Here is a 15,010-nt window from a genome sequence, read left to right on the forward strand (position 1 = left end):
GGTAGATCGTGTGCGGGGCGCCGTAGTGCAGCAGCACCGTCAGCGAATCGCCCTCGGACGGGCCGACGGCCTCCAGCTCCTCACGGAGTCGGCGGATCTCGATGTCCTTCAGGAGCAGGGCCTCCTGCGCGGCGGCCAGCTCCTCGACCGCAGCGGCCAGGAGCCCGCTCACCTCGGCCGTGGCCGCCTCCGCGTCCTGCGCGCGGCTGGTGGCGGCATGCAGCTCCCGCGCGTGCCGGGCGAACTCCACGTTGGCCGCGCCGTTGGTCTGCCGGGCGTGCTCGTACGCGGCCTTGGCGTCGGCCCCGAGTCGTTCGAGGCGGGATGCGGTGACCAGGCGGATCATGCGGCCTCACCCCGAGTGCCAGCGTCGCGGTTGGCGAGCGCGGCGCGCTCGGCCAACACCTTGTGCGCGGCCCGGCGCCGCCGACGCTCGTCCAGCGGCGTCACCGGCCGGTCCAGCAGCGCGATCTGCACGTCCAGCAACTCCAGCTCCGCCGCGATCAGCGGCGCCTCACGCTCGATGGCGTCCAGCTCCGCCGCCGTGGGCTCCAGATCCGCAGCGAACCCGGTAACAGCATCCTGAACAGGAACGATGTGCCTCATGGGTCGTGTCTCCCTAGCAGTAGGTACGGCCCCAACAGCGGCTCCCGGGTGGCACCCCGGGAGCCGCGCGCCGTAAGAGAAGTGACCGCGCTCAGGCGGCGATGCCCGCGGGCAGAGGCCCGCGGGAGGGTTCAGAGCTTCTGCAACTCGCCCGCGCTGCACAGCACCGGGGCGTTCAGCAGCCCGATGTGGCCGACGGTCCACCGGCCACCCGTCAGCGGACCGGGCGGAACCTCGTCCACGATCCGGCCGGTCTTGCCGGCCGCACGCGGGTCATCCGCGCAAGCCACGATGCGCACCTTGTCGCCAGCCTTGAACGACATGACGTGCTCCCCTCCGGGCCGGACGTTCCGGCTCCCCGCCGCCCCGCCCGTACACCAGTCCCCGAAGGGCTCGCGCACGGGCGGAGGAGGCAACCGGCCGCCGCCATCAGACAGCGGGACCAGGAGGAATGGACCGAGGTGGGTGCGGCGCCGCCGACCGGTCCGAAACGGCGGCGCCCAGGTACGTCGTCGGTTCACACCGACCCCCTCACAGACGAAGGGACACGGCTTTCACCAGCACCCCGTTGCCACGGCGTACCAGTCCCAAGCCGGATAGATCGGGTGCGTCATCGTCACTGCTCTGACGCCAGCAGGGCGGCGCGTACCAGGTGGCGCCCAGGGGGTTGTCCATCGGTGACGAAGGCATGATCCCCAGGGGCGTTTCTCCAGAGCTGACACGCAGGGCAGGACAGGTTCGCCCGCCACGAAGTGGCCGCCGGCGGCCATCACCCGGGCCGTTGCGGGGACGGAGCCCAAGCCCCGTCGACAGTCCACTCTTCAGTTCTCAAGGAACGACTGGTCACGGGCGTAACCGCGACGAAGACTCCGTCTGCGCGGGGCGGCCCGACCAACGAGTCTGTTCTAGCACAACTGATACAACCAGTACAAGGAGGTGTTCTGTTCGTGCCAGTTGAACTAGTGCGATAGCGGCTAGCATCGACTGCATGGCGGCTACTGCGGACAACGCGCGACGAGTGAACGAGCAGATCGCGGAGGCTCTTGGGAGGGACATCAAGAGCGGCAAGTTGAAGGCGGGAGACAAGCTGCCTTCAGTCCGGGCCATCGCGGAACGCTTCGACGTTGCCGTTGGTACAGCAACGAAGGCCGTCCAGCTCCTGACGAAGCAGGGACGGGTCAGACCGGACTCGACTCGGGGCTACCGCGTGGCTGCTCAGCCTGCGGCGAGTGTGCAGGAAGAGCCAAGCCCAGAGTTCGTAGCGATCATGCGCGAGATCGAGTCGATGCGGGAGAGCCTGAGTCGCCTCGACGAGCGACTCCGCGAGTTGGAGCAACGGGAGCAGCCAGGGTGAGCGGCTGAGCCAAACGTTGTGCTCGTTGTGCCAGTTGAGCCACTTCCGTAGAGAGCCCTTCGAGCGCCATCATCAACTGGTGCCGCTCATCCGCTGTCAGAGGCATAGCCGTACTCCTTCGTCATCGCTGCGGGCGTCTCCCTCCCGACAACCACGACGCTATGAGCGGCCCATGACGCGACCCCGGAAAATCTTTCCGGGGTCTATCTGCGAACCGAGGTGACGCTGAAGTCATGCGAGGAATGACGCAGCAACTGACGATCGGCGAGCGGGTCGCGTGGTACCGCCATCGCCGCGGAATCTCACAGGACGTGCTGGCCGGGCTGGTCGGCCGGACCGCTGACTGGCTCGGCAAGGCGGAGAACAACCGCATCGAGCTGGACCGACTGTCTGTCATCCGCGCGTTGGCTCACGCGCTGGATGTGTCCATCGGTGACCTCATCGGTGAGCCGACACTGTTGGAGTGGTCGGCAGACAGTGGGCGGCGTACAGTCCCTGCGCTGCGCGAGGCGCTTATGGACTACCGGCAGTTGACCCCGCTCCTCGGGGCGCCGGCGGATGGCGAACCCCCGACCCTGGCTGCATTGCGTTCCGACGTGGGCGAGGTGTGGGACGCCTACCAGGCGTCGCGATACGGGTTCGCGACGCGACAACTGCCCCTGATCCTCGCAGATGCCCTGCTCGCAGTGCGTGCGTACGCTGGCGACGAACGGGAGGAGGCGAACGCGCTACTCGCCCTGACCTACCAGGGAGCCGCGATGGTGCTGGGCAAACTGGGGGAGAGCGAGCTCGCTTGGATGGCGGCGGACCGCGGACTGGCCGCGGCACAGCAGAGCGGAAACAACGTCGTCATCGGATCGCTTTTCCGGTCGGTGACGCACTGCCTTCTGTCTACGGGGCGCTTTGAGACTGCGGTGCAGCTCGTGAGCGACGCGGCAGGCTTCCTTGAGGCGGGTCTACAGGACGCAACCCCCGCGTACCTGTCCGTCTACGGAACTCTCTTCCTGACTGGCTCAATGGCCGCAGCTCGTGCGGAGGACCGAGCGACGACACGGACCTTTCTGCGGGAAGCCGACGCGATGGCGTCATGGCTTGGGGCCGACGGGAACCACATGTGGACGGCCTTCGGGCCTACGAACGTCGCTATTCACAAAGTGGCAACCGCCGGCGAGTTGGGGGACTTCCAGATCGCGGCAGAGCTTGGGCCGCAGGTCGACACGAGCGGGCTCCCAGTCGAACGCCGGGTGCGGCACAACCTTGAGGTAGCGCGGGCGCTTACAGCCTGGAATCGCACGGATGATGCGCTCAGCATGGTTCTGGACGCCGAGGAGATGGCACCGGAGCAGGTCAGGCACCACTACATGAGCCGAGAGATCGTGCTCGGCTGGGTGCGCGGGACCCGTGGGCGGCCGACTCGCCCCGTAGCCGACTTGGCCGAGAGGCTTCGAGTGGTCTGATCTGGTTAGGCTCGGTCGCGTGAGCCAGACCGAGAACGAACACGAAGCCAAGATGGCGCGCCCGCGGATGGCCTCGGGCGCGCTCTTCTTTGATGCCCTAGGCCGCGTCATGCTCGTTGAGCTGACATACAAGGACTACCGGGACATCCCCGGCGGCTACGTCGATGTAGGCGAGTCACCGCGGCAGGCTTGCATACGCGAGGTGCGTGAGGAACTCGGTATTGAACCAGATATCGGTCGCCTTCTTGCCGTCGATTGGGCACCGAGCCCGGCGGAGGGCGACAAGCTGCTCTTCCTCTTCGACGGCAGTGTGCTCTCCGAGGAGCTCAAAGCCGAAATCAGTTTGCAGCAATCAGAGATCAGGTCGTATGCCTTCCATCCAGTAGCCGCTGTCGGTGAACTCACTATTCCGCGCCTCGCGCGACGGATCCGAGCGGCGGAAGCTGCTCGGCATGACGGCTCTGTGGCGTACTTGGAGCATGGTCGACGGCCTGAATGAAGCCCAGAGTGGCGCATCTAGCCGGCATGCACTAGGCACCGGATTGACCTACTTCTTCTCTCGCTTGAAAGTCATCTGTATGCGAGCAAGCGTAGGAGTTGATCCAAGCATTCTGACACGCTTACTGAAGCTTCGTAGATTCACCTTACTGAACGTTGGCAGATCTTCAGGCATGCGCTGCTGACCGTCGAAAGCCACGGCGTACGTGACGAACTTGGGCGGCACGTGCGAAGCAGCTCCAATAAGACCGGGATTCAGCGACCGTACCGCTTCGATCATGTCTCGCCGGTAGCCAGCATCCATAATTATGGTTTGCGCCGAAACAAAGCCCTGCGAGAACAGATGGCTTAGCGTTTGACTGCCCGAATATGGTTTCACATGAATGAAATACCCGTCGACATGCAACAAGTCACACGCTTCGATTTCATCGCCATCTTCGCCGTATAGCTTGTTCCTGTCCAGACATATTAGATCCGAGCGGCCATCTTTCGCCTTATCATTGTAGTGCTTCTCCCAGTTTTGCCCGACACCCCAGTCGTCCCAGGGGATCAACCGCAGAACATCTGTGACGTCTTCCAGTCGAGACAGATCTTGATCAAGTTTTTCCGTGTACTTCTCCGCAAGGGCGTACCACTTGCCAAGCGTCAACAGATAGCGCCGCGTCTGATCGCCAGACTCAAAAACGAGCCAATGTTTCAGCGGCCTCGCCGGACTAGCGGAATCACCGTTCGCATCACGAGCGATTACCTTGATGTCGTTGAGACAGGTAACGCCAAATTTTCCCGGCAGGGAAAACAAAGCAGCTCGAAGCGCATCCAGGTTCATCGCCTCGAAGCTAACCTCCCAGCCATTCTTGTAGGCGAGAAAGTCATGCACGTTTTCCACCGAGACGTCATCCGGCGGAGCGCACGACAGAACGTGCACAGTGAGATCACTCACTCCGAGCTGTTCCAGCGGTTTCCCCTGCGGCTTCCGGCTCCGTTCGCCGAAGAGCTCATCAACGAGCAGCTTTTCTAGATCTTTGACTATTTCGCTTTTTATGCGCAAGGGCTCAAGCGAGTCAATGAAAGCTAGATCTCGATTCGCACTGGCACTTTCTGTAGTCTCAAGCATTTTGGCCAGGATATCCTGCAGTTTGTGCAGGTCTGTGTCAATCTTGAACGAGACCGAGTCCGTTGCCACGACGGCTCCGATGTCGGGAAAATCCATACCCGCATCCAGCCTACCAACGAGCTTTCTAGTGAACTCACCATCCAGCTCGATCTCAAAGTCGCTAATGCGCGTGTTAGCCGGTATCTGCACCCATTGTGACCGCGCAGAGGCATCAATCCTTCGACTGCCCACTCCGTTCATAGCTTGGCTGTCGAATCGGCGAGCAGCAAATTTCAGACCGAAGTTCGCCTCAACCCAGGACCATTCGAGCGTTGAGCTTCCGTATCCGAAGCAGACAGCGAAAACCCGTTCGTCCACCGGAAGAAAAATGACGAAGCGATTCGAATAGTTGAGCACCGCTTCAAGCTCGCTAAACACACCAGCGAGCATCTTTGCCCAGGGGGGCTGTTTCTCAGACATGTCCCTGAGGTAAGCCACGCACCCTTGCGGAGCCAGTGGCGCATCGGCCAGTCGCCTCATACCCCTAGGCTTACCTGGTCGATATTGTGGTCGGAACGCCTTCTCGTAAGACTCCAGCCCCTCTCGCAAGAGGAAGCAATTGAAACGAAGCGTCGGTGCCGTACTGGTCATAACCACACCACCCCCCAGCGACGTGGAGGTTGTTGTATCACACAGTGTTCAACAAAGGAACCGCTTCGACCACAACACGTCTTTATGCGAACAAAGATTCGCATAGCGTGAGGCCGACCCGTTGCGTCACCGGGATGCTTGTGAACGGTGTAAAGCACACGCGGCACGAGCACTCGGCGACGCTGATCCAGTACGACCACTGAACCTGTGCTGCCGGTCGTGCGGTTGCTCCCCATCCGGCGTAGTGGCGAGCGTCGTCCTCAAGACTCGCGCCCCGTGCCCCCATCCGGCATACCCCTACGGACGCCTCTGTATGGCAACGGGGACGCACCAGACCCATGCCACCGATCGGCTCGGATGGACTACCCAACGGGGTGGCGCTCATCAGCCGGCCGCCAAGCACCACCCCGTTCAAGGCGTTAAATCATCGAGAAGCGGGTGTCGTATTCATGAGCCATGCGCTGCACCATCGAGTCGTAATGTAGGACGTCGTCCTCTGCAGGGGCCGGAGCAGACGTAACCAGCGTGCAAGGGCTTACCCCGTCGTTGATCATGTCAACTACCACGATCCCCAGTCCATCGAAGCCCTGAGAGCTGTGGTGGCTACGTCGGGGAAGATCGGCGACCTGTGCAACAGCTCTCTGCAACGCGTGGGGCTGCCTGTGTTTGTTCGGGCCTGGATCGTTAGTCGGGCTGTAGAACTCTTCTGCGGCGTTGACCATGAAGAAACCGATCGAAAGAGCCTGGCTTGAGTGGCCGTGCACAATTTGATGGCTGGAGTTCAGCTCGTCGTACAACCTCGGAAGGGCTTTGATGTGCTCGGTCATGCACGCCTTGGCCTCAAGCGCCACAAGGACACTGCCAACCGGGCCTTCGGTAATGACAGGCAGACTCTCCAGCAGGCTCCGCTGCCTCGGGGTGAGCTCAATGCCGTGCTTGTCCACAAGTGTGCCCAGCGTATGAGGCTTCTTACGGACAGCGGCTCCGGCCTTCGGACGGCACAGCACTAGGTCGAGTCGCTTCTTCTTCTCAGGTGAGAAGCTCCTCAGCGTGTGATTGATGCCGAAGACCACCTTGCCTGACTCCACGTGCCAGCGCAGCAAGTCGCTCGTCAGCATGAGATCGAAGAGGATTCCCCAGCAGATGAGCTGGCCGTGCCGGTCGCTACGACCGTGATACTGCAGCATTCGGCCTTTGATCGGAACGGCCCTGCTGAGGCTCCGAGTGAGAATGTCAACGGCTTCCAAGATCCACCCCTTTCGGGGGGCACCCTACCGCTCCTTCAGCCCGTTCCTCCCGGCTACCAACAACCCTGCCTGCGACCAGGCTTGACGTTGGCAGCGCCCGCCCCACGGTCCACGCCGCAGGACGGCAGGGTCAGCTTCGAGCTGTCGTCTGGGTGCGCTTCGCTAAGCGGGCACGAGACTGGACATCTGCTCAGCATGCAGCTTGAGCGCATCCGAAAATGCCTGCGGATAGCGGAGCCGACTCCTGAGCAGACGGCCGTGAAACCCTACTGTCGCGCGGAGACTCAGCGGGGCGGCCTCGTCTACGTTGATCACATCCAAGAGATGCTGGTAAGTGTGCGCCTCGGGCCACAAACTCACTGGGACAGACCAGCGCTGGCTCGCGCTGCCCCACGCGGCTGACGGCCAGCGCGTTCCCCTAGCGAGTGTTTGGTGGTTCGCCCCGTCATACGTGCCGGGGGTGACTAGCCGACGGCCCAGCCACTCCGAGACGCCAACGGTTACGGCGTTACCCACTAGCTTCCACCTGACGCCAGGCTTTGCCTTCTCAAGCGCAGGTTCAGTCCAACCGCGGGGGAAGCCTTGCAGAGCTTCGGCGTCCTCAATTCGTGGCGTCACAATAGCGCGCCCTGGTTGGCCTTCGCGTACCCACATGGCCGGCGCAGAAGGGATACCAAGCCCCGACCCGCCCTTGAGGGTCGGTAGAGCGTCCTGAGCCCAGCCCAAGCCGGTGTTGCCTTCTGTCCAGTAGAAGCCGAACGCATCGTCTCGATAGTCATCGTCAGAGCGCTCGCCCGCGTCGTCCCCGAAGAGCACTGAGCAGGGGTCCTCGGTACGTGAGGCGACGAAGATAACTCTCTGTCGTCGCTGCGGCACGCCCGTGAAGCGCGAGTCCACGAGCCGGTATGCCCACGTGTAGCCGAGCCGCTCAAATTCGCCCACCAAGTACTCCATGGCCGTGCCACGGTCCAGCGCGAGCATGTTGCGTACATTCTCGATGACTACCCACTTCGGGGAAGCATCGCCCAGAAGCTTGATGAGGTGCTTGACCATCCCGGATGCTTCCCCGTGAATGCCAGCAGTTCGCCCCGCTTGGGACAGGTCTGTGCAGGGGAAGCCGGCTGTCACAACATCAACGTCCGGCAGGGCTGGCAGGGTTTGGATGTCATCGTGCAGCGGGATATCTGGGAATCGCTTCTGGAGTACGGCCTGTGCTGGCTCCCACCACTCGCAGAGCAGCTTGGTGCGCATACCTGCGGCTTCAAGCCCGCGCTCGACTCCGCCGATGCCGGCGAACAGTCCAGCAACGGTCAGTGTCTGAGTAGTGGCATCCGGGTCTGGCATGGTGACGATGATCCTACGTCCCTTCTTGTGCGAGCACAGTTTCTCCTGCGTACCAAGTGATGAGCCGAGGGGGTGCGAGTACGACACCGTTCCTTGTCCTGGTCTTTGTCCAGTGCACTGGCAGCCGTCACAGTTCAACACCGTCCATGCACCCCGTCTGACCTGCTGGGCGAACCCCTGCGGACGCCTCCGTACGACCACGCGGACAGTTGGAAAGCGTGTTGGGGGCAACCCCTCACGAGTTCGAATCTCGTATCCTCCGCCAGTGCCTCACCGGGCACGATGTCGAAGGCCCCGCTGCTTGCAGCGGGGCCTTCGACGTTGGCGGGGTCATGTCGCCGGTGTCGGCGTCGTCGTCGTCGCGAGGGGTGGGTAGTCCGTGTAGCCCTCCGCGCCGCCCACGTACATCAGGAACTTGTCGCGGATCGGGTTCAGGGGTGCTGCCGTGCGGAGGCGGGCCGGCAGGTCCGGGGTGGTGAGGAAAGGGCGGCCCAGAGAGATCAGGTCCGCCCCCGCGGTGAGGAGGGCCTCGCCCGCTGCTCGGCCGCCGTCGGGCGGGGAGGTGTCGGAGGGGTTGAGCGGGTTCGCGATGAGCGGACCCGGCCAGGCCGCGCGGATCTGCCGGTACGTGGGAGAAGTCGGGTCGGCGTGGACCAGGTGCAGGTAGGCCAGGGGGCCTACGGACTCCAAGGACCGTACGAGGGTCTCGTAGAGGGCGTTCGTGTCGCCCTCCTCCATGCCGTTGACCGTCAGGCCCGGGGAGAGGCGGACGCCCACCCGTTCCGGGCCGATCGCCTCGGCCACCGCGCGGACCACCTCGACCGTGAGACGGACGCGGTGTGCGACCGGGCCGCCGTACGCGTCCGTGCGCCGGTTCGTGTTGGCCGCCAGGAACTGGTGGAGCAGGTAGCCGTTCGCCGAGTGCACCTCTACTCCCTCGAAGCCCGCGTCGATCGCGCGGCGGGCAGCGGCTGCGAAGTCCGCGATCGTCCGCCTTATGTCCTCGTGCGTCATCTCGCGCGGGACAGCCGACTCCTCGTGGCCGTTCGGGGTGTGGATGCCGCCCGGGAGCGGGATGGGGGACGGCGCCAGCGGGGTCAGGCCGCTCGTCGCCGGGTGGCCCACGCGGCCACCGTGCTGCAACTGCAGGAACATCCGGCCGCCCGCCGCGCGCACCGCCCGCGTCACCTGCTGCCAGCCGGCCTGGTGCGCGTCGGTGTGCAGGGCGGTGATGTTCGGGTACGTCCGGCCGACCGCGTTCGGGGTCGTCGCCTCCGCGATGATCAGGCCCGCGGTGGCGCGCTGGGCGTAGTACGTCGCCATGAGGGGCGTCGGGGTGCCGTCCGGGAGTGCTCTGTTGCGGGTCATCGGGGCCATGACCAGGTGGTTGGGGAGGGGGAGAGCGCCCAGGTGGGTGGGGGGGAGAGGGGGGAGAGGGGGGAGAGGGGGGAGAGGGATGAGCGGGGTGAGGTTGTGGTGGCGTGTGGCCCGGTGGGTGTGGACGTGGACGTGGACGCGGACGTGGTCATCGGATCGCTCCCTGCGGTGTGCTGGTGTCGGGCGGCCGTGACAGCACTGTGCGCGCGGGCGGTTCGGGTTCGCTGATGGGCTGCTGCGGATCCGCTGACGGTTCGCTTGGGGTTCGCTTGCGCGGGGTGCCAACCGTGCGCCGCGCTCAGCGCCCAGGTGCCGACCGTGCGCCGCGCTCAGCGCCCAGGCGCCCACCACCCCGTAGAACAGCTCCCGGAGGGGCCCGAGTCCGGGGGGTTAGCCCCACCCCCAAGACCCCAAGCTCCCCCATGTCCCCGCCCCTCCCCGGACGGGACGCTGTACGCATGACCTCGACCATGACCTCGGCCGTCACCTCGCCGACGCTCTCCGCCCCGCGGCGCACCCCCGCCCCCGCCCCCTTCTGGCGCGCCCCCTTCGCCCGTTCCACGTACCGCGAGATCGGGCACACGCTGACCTCGTTGCCGGTGGCGATCGCCGGGTTCGTGTTCTCCGTGACGATGGTCGTGCTCGGGGTGGGCACCCTGGTGGTCTGGGCCGGGCTGCCGGTGCTCGCGGCGGCGTCGGCCGGGGCGCGGGGGCTCGGCGGGGCCGAACGGAACCGGGCCCGCGCCCTCCTCGGCCTGGACGTCCCCGGCCCGCACGGCGAGCCCGCGCCCGGTCTGCGCGGCCGGCTCGCCGACGCCGCCGGGTGGAAGGCGCTGCTGTTCCAGACGGTGATGTTCCCGTGGCGGGTGCTGTCGTTCGTCGTGTCGGTGACGTTCCTGGTCACCGGGTGGGCCGTGGCGCTGTTCCCGGCGTACTCCTGGGTGTTCCACCGCTACCTGGACTGGCCCGGCTACCGGGTCTACGACTTCACGACCGACGCGGGCGTGCACCACGCCTATTACATCGAGTCGCCCGCGCAGATCGCCGGCGTCTCGGCGCTCGGGTTCGTGCTCGTGTTCCTGACGCCGCTGCTGGTGCGCGGGCTCACCCATGTCGACCGGGTCGCGATCCGGTCACTGCTGTCCCGTTGAGCGGCTCCGCGTGAGGACCGGGCGCAGTGCGTCCAACACGGTCGCGTCGTCGACCGTCGACGGCACCGGTTCCTCCCGGCCGTCCGCGATGCCCCGCATCGTCCTGCGCAGGATCTTCCCGGACCTCGTCTTCGGGAGCGCGGCGACCACCGCCACGTCCTTGAGCGAGGCGACGGCGCCGATCCGGTCCCGTACGAGCGCGATCAGCTCCGCCTCCACGGCGCCCGGGTCCGCTTCCGCGCCCGCCTTGAGGACCACGAGCCCCCTCGGCACCTGCCCCTTCAGCGGGTCCGCGACGCCGATCACCGCGCACTCGGCGACGGCGGGGTGGGCGGCCAGGACCTCCTCCATGGCGCCGGTGGACAGGCGGTGGCCCGCGACGTTGATGACGTCGTCCGTGCGGCCCATGACGAAGACGTAGCCGTCCTCGTCGATGTGGCCGCCGTCGCCGGTCAGGTAGTACCCGTCGTACGCGGAGAGGTAGGAGGCGACGAAACGGTCGTCGTCGTTCCAGAGGGTGGGGAGCGAGCCCGGGGGCATCGGGAGCTTCACCACGATCGCCCCGTCCTCGCCCGCCGGGGCCTCCTTGCCGGACGCGTCCAGGACTCGTACGTCCCAGCCGGGGAGCGGGTACGTGGCCGAGCCCGGTTTCACGGGAGCCACTCCGAGCCCCACCGGGTTGGCGACGATCGGCCAGCCCGTCTCGGTCTGCCACCAGTGGTCGACGACCGGGACGCCGAGGAGGTCGCTCGCCCAGTGGTAGGTCTCCGGGTCGAGGCGCTCCCCGGCCAGGAAGAGGTGGGTGAGGCGGCTGAGGTCGTAGCGGCGCGCGAGCTCGCCCTGCGGGTCCACCTTCTTGATCGCCCGGAACGCGGTCGGCGCCGTGAACAGCGCCTTCACCCCGTGCTCCGCGGCCACCCGCCAGAACTGGCCCGCGTCCGGCGTCCCGACCGGCTTCCCCTCGTACAGGACGGTCGTGGCGCCCGCGAGGAGCGGCCCGTAGACGATGTAGGAGTGGCCGACGACCCAGCCCACGTCCGACGCCGTGAACATCACCTCGCCGGGACCGACGCCGTACACGGCCTCCATGGACCAGCGCAGCGCGACCGCGTAGCCGCCGCAGTCGCGGACGACGCCCTTCGGTTTTCCGGTGGTCCCGGACGTGTAGAGGATGTAGAGCGGGTCGGTGGCGGCCATGGGGACGGGTGGCGCCGGGGTGTCCGCCGCCGCGCGCATCGCCTCCTGCCAGTCGAGGTCACGCGTCCCCATCTCCCCCTCCTGCTGCGGCCGTTGGAGGATCACGCACGCGTCGGGCTTGTGGGCCGCCAGCTCCACCGCCCGGTCCAGGAGCGGCTTGTACGGGACGACCCGCGACCCCTCGATCCCGCAGGACGCGGAGACGACGACCTTCGGCGCCGCGTCGTCGATGCGCACGGCCAGCTCGGGCGCCGCGAACCCGCCGAACACCACGGAGTGCACCGCCCCGATCCGCGCGCACGCGAGCATCGCGACGACCGCCTCCGGCACCATCGGCATGTAGACGACGACGCGGTCCCCGCGCCCGACCCCGAGCCGGACGAGCGCCCCGGCGAACGTGGCGACCTCCGCCGTCAACTCCGCGTAGGTGTACGTGCGTCGGGTGCCCGTCACCGGCGAGTCGTGGATCAGCGCCGCTTGTTCCCCGCGGCCCGCCGCCACGTGCCGGTCGAGGGCGTTGTGGCAGACGTTCAGCCGCCCGTCCGGGAACCAGCCGTAGAACGGCGCCCGCCCGGCGTCCAGCGCCCGCGCGGGCGCGACGTCCCAGTCGATCGCCCCGGCGGCGGCCAGCCAGAACCCCTCGGGGTCCTCCGTACTCGCGCGGAAGACTTCCTCGTACGACGTCATCGGCCCGCCCTTCGTCCAGTGTCGTTCAGCGCCTGGAGAGACGGGAACACGATCCGGTCAGGCCATCACCGCGGTCAACAGCACCACCGCATCCGTCAGTGCGAGCAGCCCGTGGCGTTCCTGGGGGATCGCGCGGAGTTCGTTCTGGCCCAGTTCCGCGTCGCCGGAGACCGTGGTCAGGCGGACGCGGCCGCGCAGGACGAGGAGGGTGGCGGCCTGGGGGGTGTTGTGCTCCTCCAGGGCGCTGCCCTCGGTCAGTGCGATGACGCTCTGGCGCAGGGGGTCCTCACGGACGAGGACCTCCGCGCTGCGGCCGTGCGCGTCGCGGTGGGCGGCGGCCAGGTGCTCGTCGGCCAGGGCGGGTAGGTCGTACGTCGTCGTCATGGGGCAAGCGTGGACCGGACGGGCGCGGAGCGCGACGTGGCGTCAGCCGATCGGTTCAGGCCACCCGGGCCGTGCCCCGGCCGGGCGCCGCCCCGGGCAGTTCTCGTTCACCGTGTCCGCGAACGCCCTGGCCAGCGGGGAGAGGGCGGACCAGCGGCGGACCGCCCAGCCGACCTGGAGCGGCGGGAGGATGGGGACCGGGAGCAGGGTGAGGGACGGGGACGAGGACGGGTGAGGCGGGGTGCGCAGGCCCGGGAGGTCGGGGACCAGGGCGTGGCCCAGGCCCAGTTCGGCCAGGTGGACCGCGGTGTCCCAGTCGGCGATTCCCGTGCCGGAGGTGGCGCTCTTCCCGGGGCCGGGGCCGGGTCCGAGGCCCAGTTCCGCGAAGTGCGTGTCCAGATGGGCGCGGGACGTCGCGTGCGCGGGCGGGAGGATCAGCTGGGTGGAGGCGCCCAGGTCATCGGGGGTGGCCGTCGCCTTCGTCGCCAGGGGGTCGTCCGCGCTCACCGCGAGGACCCAGGGCAGCTCCACCACAGGGCGCAGTTCGATGCCGCGTTCCGGCGGGCCCATGGTGATCCAGGCCAGGTCGAGGTCGTGCGCGGCGAGCGCCTCGAAGCAGCCGCGGCTGGAGCTGACCGTCTGGAATTCCAGGCTGACCTGGGGGTGCGTCCGGCGGAACGCGACGATCGCCGCCGCCATGAAGTGCCGTACGGACGTCGCGCCGGTCGCCACCCGCACCGAGCCGCTCTCGCCGCGCGCCAGATCGTCGAGGCGGCGCAGCGCCTGGTCGAGGGCGCCGAGGCCGTCGGTGGCGGCGGCGCGCAGGATGCGGCCCGCGGGGGTGGGCACGACCCCGCGCGCGTGCCGCTCGACCAGGCCGATGCCGACCTCCTTCTCCAGCCGTTTGACGTGCTGGCTGACCGCGGACTGCGTACAGGACAGCTCGCGCGCGACGGCGCTGAGACTGCCCGCGCGGCACACGGCGACGAAGACGCGGAGGTCGTCGAGGGTCATGGAAGCCAAGGTATCCCTTGGGTGTGTGCAAGACGACCCTAGGATTGACTTGGGGTGCGGGGCGGAGCACGATCGTTTCGGGTCGATCCAAGGGCGGCAACCCGTCGCGGAGGTCGCGAACTCCCGCCGGGTGCCGACCCGTCGCGGGCCGATGCACAGTGCCGGAGGGCTCGTGGACATCATGCAGGCCGTGGCCATCGGCGGGGCCGGGATCGCCGCGGGCGGCATGAACGCCGTCGTGGGGTCCGGGACCCTGATCACCTTTCCCACGCTGCTGGCCTTCGGCTATCCGCCGGTCCTCGCCAACGTCTCCAACAACGTCGGGCTGGTGCCGGGCGTGCTCAGCGCCGCGTACGGCTATCGGCGCGAACTGCGCGGCCAGCGCCGCCGGCTCGTGCGGTTCGGCGCCGCCTCGCTGCTCGGCGGGCTGGCGGGCGCCCTGCTTCTGCTGCGCCTCCCGGACGCCGCCTTCCGCGCGATCGTGCCCGTGCTGATCCTGACGGCCTGCGTCCTCGTCCTGCTCCAGCCGCGCCTGAACCGCTGGACGAAGAACCGGCGGCAGGCGGACGCGCGGGCCGACGGCGGTGTCCCCATGTGGCTCGGCGTCCTCGGCACCGGCGTCTACGGCGGCTACTTCGGCGCGGCCCAGGGCGTCCTGCTCATGGGCATGTTCGGCGCGGTGCTCCGCGACGACCTGCAGCGCCTGAACGCCGCCAAGAACGTTCTCGCGTCGCTGGTCAACGGCGTCGCCGCGATCGTCTTCGTCATCGCCGCCGACATCGACTGGACGGTCGCCGCGCTGATCGCCGCCGGGTCCACGGTGGGCGGCCTGCTCGGCGCCCGGCTCGGGCGCCGGTTGCCGCCGGTGGCGATGCGCGCGGTCATCGTCACGGTCGGAGTGACGGCGTCGGTGCTCCTGATCGCGCGCTCATGAAAGCGCCGCCGGACTC

At 67.2% G+C, this 15,010-nt stretch carries 14 protein-coding genes and 1 pseudogene; 5 read left to right on the forward strand and 10 right to left on the reverse strand.

Annotation, left to right across the window (positions count from 1 at the left end; genetic code table 11):
* From N5I75_RS26910 to N5I75_RS26920, 3 genes and pseudogenes are all read right to left on the reverse strand, one after another.
* Window positions 1–346, reverse strand: a pseudogene (locus tag N5I75_RS26910) (hypothetical protein); the annotation flags it as partial.
* Window positions 343–606, reverse strand: coding sequence for a DUF6284 family protein (locus tag N5I75_RS26915; protein ID WP_476681472.1), 264 nt, complete (start codon window positions 604–606; stop codon window positions 343–345). The pseudogene N5I75_RS26910 and the gene N5I75_RS26915, both read right to left, overlap by 4 nt.
* A gap of 131 nt (window positions 607–737) precedes the next feature.
* Window positions 738–929 (reverse strand): hypothetical protein, encoded by a 192-nt coding sequence (locus N5I75_RS26920; RefSeq protein ID WP_476681474.1) that lies wholly within the window; start codon window positions 927–929, stop codon window positions 738–740.
* Between the two features lie 665 nt (window positions 930–1,594).
* On the opposite strand from N5I75_RS26920, the gene N5I75_RS26925 reads away from it, so the two are divergent.
* From N5I75_RS26925 to N5I75_RS26935, 3 genes are all read left to right on the forward strand, one after another.
* Window positions 1,595–1,960: a GntR family transcriptional regulator gene (locus N5I75_RS26925; protein WP_476681476.1), complete on the forward strand. Its 366-nt coding sequence runs from the start codon at window positions 1,595–1,597 to the stop codon at window positions 1,958–1,960.
* Window positions 1,961–2,202: 242 nt separating this feature from the next.
* The gene (locus tag N5I75_RS26930) at window positions 2,203–3,417 is read left to right on the forward strand and encodes a helix-turn-helix domain-containing protein (RefSeq protein ID WP_476681478.1); all 1,215 of its coding nucleotides are present in this window, start codon (window positions 2,203–2,205) and stop codon (window positions 3,415–3,417) included.
* Window positions 3,418–3,469: 52 nt separating this feature from the next.
* Window positions 3,470–3,916: an NUDIX domain-containing protein gene (locus tag N5I75_RS26935; protein ID WP_476682319.1), complete on the forward strand. Its 447-nt coding sequence runs from the start codon at window positions 3,470–3,472 to the stop codon at window positions 3,914–3,916.
* 48 nt (window positions 3,917–3,964) lie between these two features.
* Here N5I75_RS26935 and N5I75_RS26940 read toward each other — a convergent pair whose 3' ends face one another.
* From N5I75_RS26940 to N5I75_RS26955, 4 genes are all read right to left on the reverse strand, one after another.
* Window positions 3,965–5,659 carry a DUF6119 family protein gene (locus tag N5I75_RS26940; protein ID WP_476681480.1) on the reverse strand — a complete coding sequence of 565 codons (1,695 nt, stop codon included), beginning with the start codon at window positions 5,657–5,659 and terminating at the stop codon, window positions 3,965–3,967.
* 419 nt (window positions 5,660–6,078) lie between these two features.
* Window positions 6,079–6,846 (reverse strand): hypothetical protein, encoded by a 768-nt coding sequence (locus N5I75_RS26945; protein ID WP_476681482.1) that lies wholly within the window; start codon window positions 6,844–6,846, stop codon window positions 6,079–6,081.
* Between the two features lie 222 nt (window positions 6,847–7,068).
* The gene (locus tag N5I75_RS26950) at window positions 7,069–8,250 is read right to left on the reverse strand and encodes a DNA cytosine methyltransferase (RefSeq protein ID WP_476681484.1); all 1,182 of its coding nucleotides are present in this window, start codon (window positions 8,248–8,250) and stop codon (window positions 7,069–7,071) included.
* 330 nt (window positions 8,251–8,580) lie between these two features.
* Complete coding sequence (locus tag N5I75_RS26955; RefSeq protein WP_476682320.1) at window positions 8,581–9,660, reverse strand: alkene reductase; 1,080 nt, start codon at window positions 9,658–9,660, stop codon at window positions 8,581–8,583.
* A gap of 425 nt (window positions 9,661–10,085) precedes the next feature.
* Here N5I75_RS26955 and N5I75_RS26960 point away from each other — a divergent pair, with 425 nt between their 5' ends.
* Complete coding sequence (locus N5I75_RS26960; RefSeq protein ID WP_476681486.1) at window positions 10,086–10,778, forward strand: sensor domain-containing protein; 693 nt, start codon at window positions 10,086–10,088, stop codon at window positions 10,776–10,778.
* On the opposite strand, the gene N5I75_RS26965 is transcribed toward N5I75_RS26960, so the two are convergent.
* From N5I75_RS26965 to N5I75_RS26975, 3 genes are read right to left on the reverse strand one after another with little or no spacing between them, the layout of a single operon-like run.
* Entirely contained in the window at window positions 10,761–12,662 is a 1,902-nt protein-coding gene (locus N5I75_RS26965) for a propionyl-CoA synthetase (protein ID WP_476681488.1), read from the reverse strand. The two genes, N5I75_RS26960 and N5I75_RS26965, sit on opposite strands and share 18 nt — an antisense overlap.
* A gap of 57 nt (window positions 12,663–12,719) precedes the next feature.
* Window positions 12,720–13,046, reverse strand: a complete 327-nt coding sequence (locus N5I75_RS26970; RefSeq protein ID WP_476681490.1) for a cupin domain-containing protein — start codon at window positions 13,044–13,046, stop codon at window positions 12,720–12,722.
* A gap of 42 nt (window positions 13,047–13,088) precedes the next feature.
* The gene (locus tag N5I75_RS26975) at window positions 13,089–14,060 is read right to left on the reverse strand and encodes a LysR family transcriptional regulator (RefSeq protein WP_476681492.1); all 972 of its coding nucleotides are present in this window, start codon (window positions 14,058–14,060) and stop codon (window positions 13,089–13,091) included.
* Window positions 14,061–14,241: 181 nt separating this feature from the next.
* On the opposite strand from N5I75_RS26975, the gene N5I75_RS26980 reads away from it, so the two are divergent.
* The gene (locus N5I75_RS26980) at window positions 14,242–14,994 is read left to right on the forward strand and encodes a sulfite exporter TauE/SafE family protein (RefSeq protein WP_476682322.1); all 753 of its coding nucleotides are present in this window, start codon (window positions 14,242–14,244) and stop codon (window positions 14,992–14,994) included.
* Window positions 14,995–15,010: the final 16 nt, after the last annotated feature.

This window comes from Streptomyces sp. R818, from assembly GCF_056172735.1.

Excerpts from the sequence above, each read along its gene's own strand:
- N5I75_RS26970 (WP_476681490.1), bottom strand. The coding sequence starts at position 13,046 with ATGACGACGACGTACGACCTACCCGCCCTGGCCGACGAGCACCTGGCC.
- N5I75_RS26920 (WP_476681474.1), bottom strand. The coding sequence starts at position 929 with ATGTCGTTCAAGGCTGGCGACAAGGTGCGCATCGTGGCTTGCGCGGAT.
- N5I75_RS26940 (WP_476681480.1), bottom strand. The coding sequence starts at position 5,659 with ATGACCAGTACGGCACCGACGCTTCGTTTCAATTGCTTCCTCTTGCGA.
- N5I75_RS26980 (WP_476682322.1), top strand. The coding sequence starts at position 14,242 with ATGCAGGCCGTGGCCATCGGCGGGGCCGGGATCGCCGCGGGCGGCATG.
- N5I75_RS26975 (WP_476681492.1), bottom strand. The coding sequence starts at position 14,060 with ATGACCCTCGACGACCTCCGCGTCTTCGTCGCCGTGTGCCGCGCGGGC.
- N5I75_RS26960 (WP_476681486.1), top strand. The coding sequence starts at position 10,086 with ATGACCTCGACCATGACCTCGGCCGTCACCTCGCCGACGCTCTCCGCC.
- N5I75_RS26915 (WP_476681472.1), bottom strand. The coding sequence starts at position 606 with ATGAGGCACATCGTTCCTGTTCAGGATGCTGTTACCGGGTTCGCTGCG.
- N5I75_RS26930 (WP_476681478.1), top strand. The coding sequence starts at position 2,203 with ATGACGCAGCAACTGACGATCGGCGAGCGGGTCGCGTGGTACCGCCAT.
- N5I75_RS26965 (WP_476681488.1), bottom strand. The coding sequence starts at position 12,662 with ATGACGTCGTACGAGGAAGTCTTCCGCGCGAGTACGGAGGACCCCGAG.
- N5I75_RS26925 (WP_476681476.1), top strand. The coding sequence starts at position 1,595 with ATGGCGGCTACTGCGGACAACGCGCGACGAGTGAACGAGCAGATCGCG.
- N5I75_RS26945 (WP_476681482.1), bottom strand. The coding sequence starts at position 6,846 with ATGCTGCAGTATCACGGTCGTAGCGACCGGCACGGCCAGCTCATCTGC.
- N5I75_RS26935 (WP_476682319.1), top strand. The coding sequence starts at position 3,470 with ATGGCGCGCCCGCGGATGGCCTCGGGCGCGCTCTTCTTTGATGCCCTA.
- N5I75_RS26950 (WP_476681484.1), bottom strand. The coding sequence starts at position 8,250 with ATGCCAGACCCGGATGCCACTACTCAGACACTGACCGTTGCTGGACTG.